Below are 322 nucleotides of genomic sequence, written 5' to 3'. Positions count from 1 at the left end.
GGTAGTGTAATTTCAACTGTGTCAAGGCTCTAACCCTTTATATTTCACCTCATATGGATGACACGATTTTTAATCGTGCCGGCCAGATGAGGAGTCTTTCTTCCGAGATAAAGTTACATGATTTCAAAACGTTCTCCAAATTTTATTGCTAATTGTTGTGATATCTGAGCCCTGTTGACAAGTGGCATCGTCCACTTCTCACGTATGTTCCGGTATGCCAGATACACAAGCTTTTCGAGAGAAGTATCTGAGGGGAAAACTCCTTTGTTCTTTGTTATCTTACGTACTTGCCTGTGGTAGCCTTCAACGGTGTTGGTGGTGT

The 322-nt window shown here is 41.9% G+C and carries 1 protein-coding gene; it reads right to left on the bottom strand.

What is annotated here, in order from left to right; genetic code table 11:
* Positions 1 to 113: 113 nt before the first annotated feature.
* Positions 114 to 322 (bottom strand): transposase (locus X919_RS14875; protein ID WP_036917188.1); only part of this gene is annotated, 209 nt, incomplete at its 5' end.

It is taken from the genome of Prevotella sp. HJM029, assembly GCF_000599605.1.
In the GTDB taxonomy this organism is placed as follows: Bacteria; Bacteroidota; Bacteroidia; order Bacteroidales; family Bacteroidaceae; genus Prevotella.
The sequence above is the reverse complement of the archived record's forward strand: the minus strand, read 5'-3'. Positions and strand labels throughout refer to the sequence as shown.